Raw genomic sequence first — 3,731 nt, forward strand, 5'->3', positions numbered from 1 at the left:
CGCCCGAACTCTCCGGGGAGGCGGCGCTCGCCCTCAAGGTCTCGGCCCCCGACGACGCGGCCTGCCGCACCCGCCTCGCGCGGCTCGGCGCGCGCTTCGAGCCCCTGCCCGCGATCGCGAACGGCCAGTGCGGCGCGCCGCTGCCCCTGAAGCTGACCGCGCTCGACGGGGTCGCCCTGCCGCAATCGGCGACGCTGACCTGCACGGCCGCGGAGGCGCTGGCGCGCTGGGCGACCGAGGCGCAGGTCGCGGCCGAGCGCGAGCTGAAGCAGCCGCTGCGGTCGATCGCGATCGGCACTTCCTACGAGTGCCGCGGCCAGAACCACGACGTCGAGGCCAAGCTCAGCGAGCACGCCTTCGCCAACGGCATCGACGTGATGAGCTTCGGCCTCGAGGGACGGGCGCCGGTCACGGTCGCCGCCAAGCCCGCCGGCTCGGACGAGGGCCGTTTCCTCGACGCCGTGCGGGGCCGGGCCTGCGCGTTCTTCCGCACCGTGCTGGGGCCGGGCTCGAACGCCGCCCACGCCGACCACCTCCACCTCGACGAGCGCGAGCGCAACGCCGGCCACCGCCTCTGCCAGTAGGGCCGCGGGGCCGCGGAACGTTCGCCCCGGCCCGGGACTTTATCGCCGCGGAGCGCCACGCTCCCGGAGTCTCGGACGGGGATGATGCAGGGGTTCTCGATGCGGGCGGGCCTCGCCGCCCTCGCGCTGGCGGCGCTCTCCGGCACGGCCGCCGCCCGGAAGACCCCACCCAAGGCGCCCGAACTGCCGCCGCTCACCGCCGGGGCGATCAACGACGCGGCGCTCCCGGCCGAAGCCGGCGGGGACAAGGCCGCGGACAAGGCCGGGAAGGCTTCGGACCGGAAGACGGCCACCAGGACCGAGCGCCCCGACCCGCTCCTCGTGAAGGTTCAGGTCCTGCTCGATCGGGCCCGCTTCTCCCCCGGCGCGATCGACGGCCGGGACGGCGACAACCTCAAGGGCGCGATCGCGGCCTACGCGGCGGCGCAGGGGCTGCCCGCCACGCGCGCGCCGACGCCCGCGCTGCTTGAAAAGCTGCGGGCGGATTCGAAGCCCGTCGTCACGGAGTACACGGTCAGCGAGGACGACGCGAAGACGCCGTTCGTGGAGCGGGTGCCGCGCGAGTTGGAGAAGCAGGCCGAACTCGACGACCTCGGCTACACCAACGCCCGCGAGATGCTGGCCGAGCGCTTCCACATGAGCCGCGACCTCCTGAGCGCGCTCAACCCCGGCAAGCCCTTCGACAAGCCCGGCACGGTGCTCCTCGTCGCGGCGGTGACGCCGCTGGAGGGCGGGCGGCCGAACCCGAAGGCGCTCCCGCAGGAGCCGAAGGTGGAGCGCATCGAGGTCGACAAGGGCAGCCGCGACGTGCGCGCCTTCGACAAGGAGGGCACGCTGCTCGCCTACTACCCGGCCTCGATCGGCAGCGCCGAGAAGCCGGCGCCGAGCGGCGAGACCAAGGTGACCCGCGTCGCCTTCGACCCGACCTATACCTACAACCCCAAATACGGGTTCAAGGGCGTGAAGGCGCGCCGGAAGTTCACCGTCAAGGCAGGGCCGAACAACCCGGTCGGCGCGGTCTGGATCGACCTGGCTATCGAGTCCTACGGCATCCACGGCACGCCGGAGCCGGAGAACGTCGGCAAGACCGAGTCCCACGGCTGCATCCGGCTCACCAACTGGGACGCGCGCGACCTCGGGCTGCACGTCGCCAAGGGCGCCCGCGTGAGCTTCAAGGACGGCTGAGACGGCCCCGATGGAGGCAGCTTCGCCGCGTCCTCGGACAAAATGTATCAGGGCGTAACATTGCCTTTCGGTCGCGGGGCCGCCAAGCTCCGGAGCGCTTGACACGCTCGGCTTTCCAGGCGACGGCTCAGGCTATCCCGCAGGTCCGCTCCGGCTCCGCGGGTTCGCGTTTCGGAGGGTTACGGCCGCTGCCTCCGCGGTTCGGCACCAACCGCACGGCAGGGCTCCGAGTCTCGGGGCGAGATCGAAGGAAAGACATCTCGGCGTGACTGCGGAACCGAACGAGGACATCCTTCAGGGCGCCCGCGTCCTCGTCGTGGAGGATGAGGCGGCGATCTCGATGCTGCTGGAAGACATGCTGCTCGATTTCGGCTGCGACGTCGTCGGGCCAGCCGCCCGGCTCGCCACCGCGCTCGAGATGGCCGAGGGCGAGAGCTTCGACGTGGCGATCCTCGACGTGAACGTCGCGGGCGAGCCGATCTACCCGGTCGCCGAGACCATCGCCAAGCGCGCCCTGCCGCTGATCTTCTCCACGGGCTACGGCGGCGCAGGCATCCGCGAGCCGTTCCGCGACCGGCCCGTGGTGCAGAAGCCCTTCAGTCAGGCCGACCTCAAGCGCACGCTGATCTCGGCGATTCGCACCGCGCGGGGCTGAGGCTCCGGGCGCCTCACGTCCCCTCGATCGCGAAGGCGTCGGGCACGTGCTCCGGCCAGGCGCCCCGTCCCAGGAAGACCGCGTCGGCCCGCAGGGTGAGGCCGGTGCAGGCCGGGTGCCGCGCCAGCCACGCCCGCACCGCCCGCGAGAACAGCCGGCGCTTGCGCGCGTCGATCGCCTCCCGGGCCGCGCGCAGCTCAGCCCTGGCCTTCACCTCGACGAAGGCCAGGGTGCCGCCGCGGCGCACCACGAGGTCGATCTCACCGCCCGCGAGCGCGACCCGCAGGTCGAGCGGCCGGTAGCCCTTCAGCATCAGCCACGCGAGCGCGATCCATTCCGCCCGGCGCCCGCTGGCATAGGCCCGGCGGCGGGCGCTCCGCTCAGGCGTCGTCCGGTCCATCTCCCGCCTCGCCTCCCGTATCCTGCCGGCTGAGCGCCAGGGCGCGCGCGTAGACGAGGCGCCGCTTCAGTCCGGTCTCGTCGGAGACCAGGCTCGCCGCGTCCTTGATCGAGTGGCGGGCGAGCGCCGTGCGGAGCGCGGCGTCGAGCGCCGCGTCGCCGTCCGCCTCCGGCGCGGCCTCCGGACCCGTGCCGATCAGGACGACGATCTCGCCCTTGGGCGCCCCCTCCTCGGCGAAGAGGGCGGAGAGGTGGCCGAGCGTCCCGCGCCGGACCGTCTCGTAGAGCTTCGTCAGTTCCCGCGTCACGGCCGCGGGCCGCTCGGGACCCAGCACCTCGGCGGCGTCGGCGAGCATCTCGGGCAGGCGGTGGGGCGATTCGAACAGCACCAGCGTGCCGGGCAGGCCGGTGAGCGCCTCCAGGCGGTTGCGCCGGGCACCCGCCTTCTGGGGCAGGAAGCCCTCGAAGAAGAAGCGGTCGGTCGGCAGGCCGGCGGCGACGAGGGCCGTCATCACCGCGGAGGCACCGGGCACGGGTGTCACCGGGATGCCCGCCTCGATCGCCGCCTGGACGAGCTTGAAGCCCGGATCCGAGACGAGCGGCGTGCCCGCATCCGAGACCAGGGCCAGGGCCTGCCCCTCCCGCAGGCGCTCGACCATCCGGGCGCGCACGGCATCCGTCGAGTGCTCGTGGTAGGCGAGGAGCGGGGTCGTGATGCCGTAATGGGCGAGCAGCGTGCGCGTGACGCGGGTATCCTCGGCCAGCACCGCGTCGGCGGCTGCCAGCGTCGCGAGCGCCCGGATGGTGATGTCGCGCAGGTTGCCGATCGGGGTCGCCACCACGTGGAGCCCGGGCGCGAGCGGCTCGGCCTCGCTGGCCAGCCCGAAGGCCGTGAAGGTGGTCGGGCC

The 3,731-nt window shown here is 73.2% G+C and carries 5 protein-coding genes; 3 read left to right on the forward strand and 2 right to left on the reverse strand.

All coding sequences use genetic code 11. The annotated features are described in order from the left end of the window. The 3 genes from AX737_RS00545 to AX737_RS00555 form a co-directional block, all read left to right on the forward strand. On the forward strand, positions 1 to 584 hold a 584-nt coding region (locus AX737_RS00545), incomplete at its 5' end, for an extensin family protein (protein WP_197430397.1). Positions 585 to 668: 84 nt separating this feature from the next. After that, entirely contained in the window at positions 669 to 1,769 is a 1,101-nt protein-coding gene (locus tag AX737_RS00550; protein WP_082772799.1) for a L,D-transpeptidase, read from the forward strand. A 265-nt stretch (positions 1,770 to 2,034) separates the two neighbouring features. After that, positions 2,035 to 2,424: a response regulator gene (locus AX737_RS00555; RefSeq protein WP_066918148.1), complete on the forward strand. Its 390-nt coding sequence runs from the start codon at positions 2,035 to 2,037 to the stop codon at positions 2,422 to 2,424. A 13-nt stretch (positions 2,425 to 2,437) separates the two neighbouring features. Here AX737_RS00555 and AX737_RS00560 read toward each other — a convergent pair whose 3' ends face one another. Further along, complete coding sequence (locus tag AX737_RS00560) at positions 2,438 to 2,824, reverse strand: YraN family protein (protein WP_066918150.1); 387 nt, start codon at positions 2,822 to 2,824, stop codon at positions 2,438 to 2,440. After that, the coding region (gene rsmI / locus AX737_RS00565; RefSeq protein ID WP_066918152.1) for a 16S rRNA (cytidine(1402)-2'-O)-methyltransferase at positions 2,805 to 3,731 on the reverse strand (927 nt) is incomplete at its 5' end. The genes AX737_RS00560 and rsmI, both read right to left, overlap by 20 nt.

Origin of the sequence: Methylobacterium sp. CCH5-D2 (genome assembly GCF_001556475.1) — a bacterium.
Taxonomy (GTDB): Bacteria; Pseudomonadota; Alphaproteobacteria; order Rhizobiales; family Beijerinckiaceae; genus Methylobacterium; species Methylobacterium hispanicum.

Coding starts and splice junctions, on each gene's coding strand:
- AX737_RS00550 (WP_082772799.1), top strand. CDS start 669: ATGCAGGGGTTCTCGATGCGGGCGGGCCTCGCCGCCCTCGCGCTGGCG.
- AX737_RS00560 (WP_066918150.1), bottom strand. CDS start 2,824: ATGGACCGGACGACGCCTGAGCGGAGCGCCCGCCGCCGGGCCTATGCC.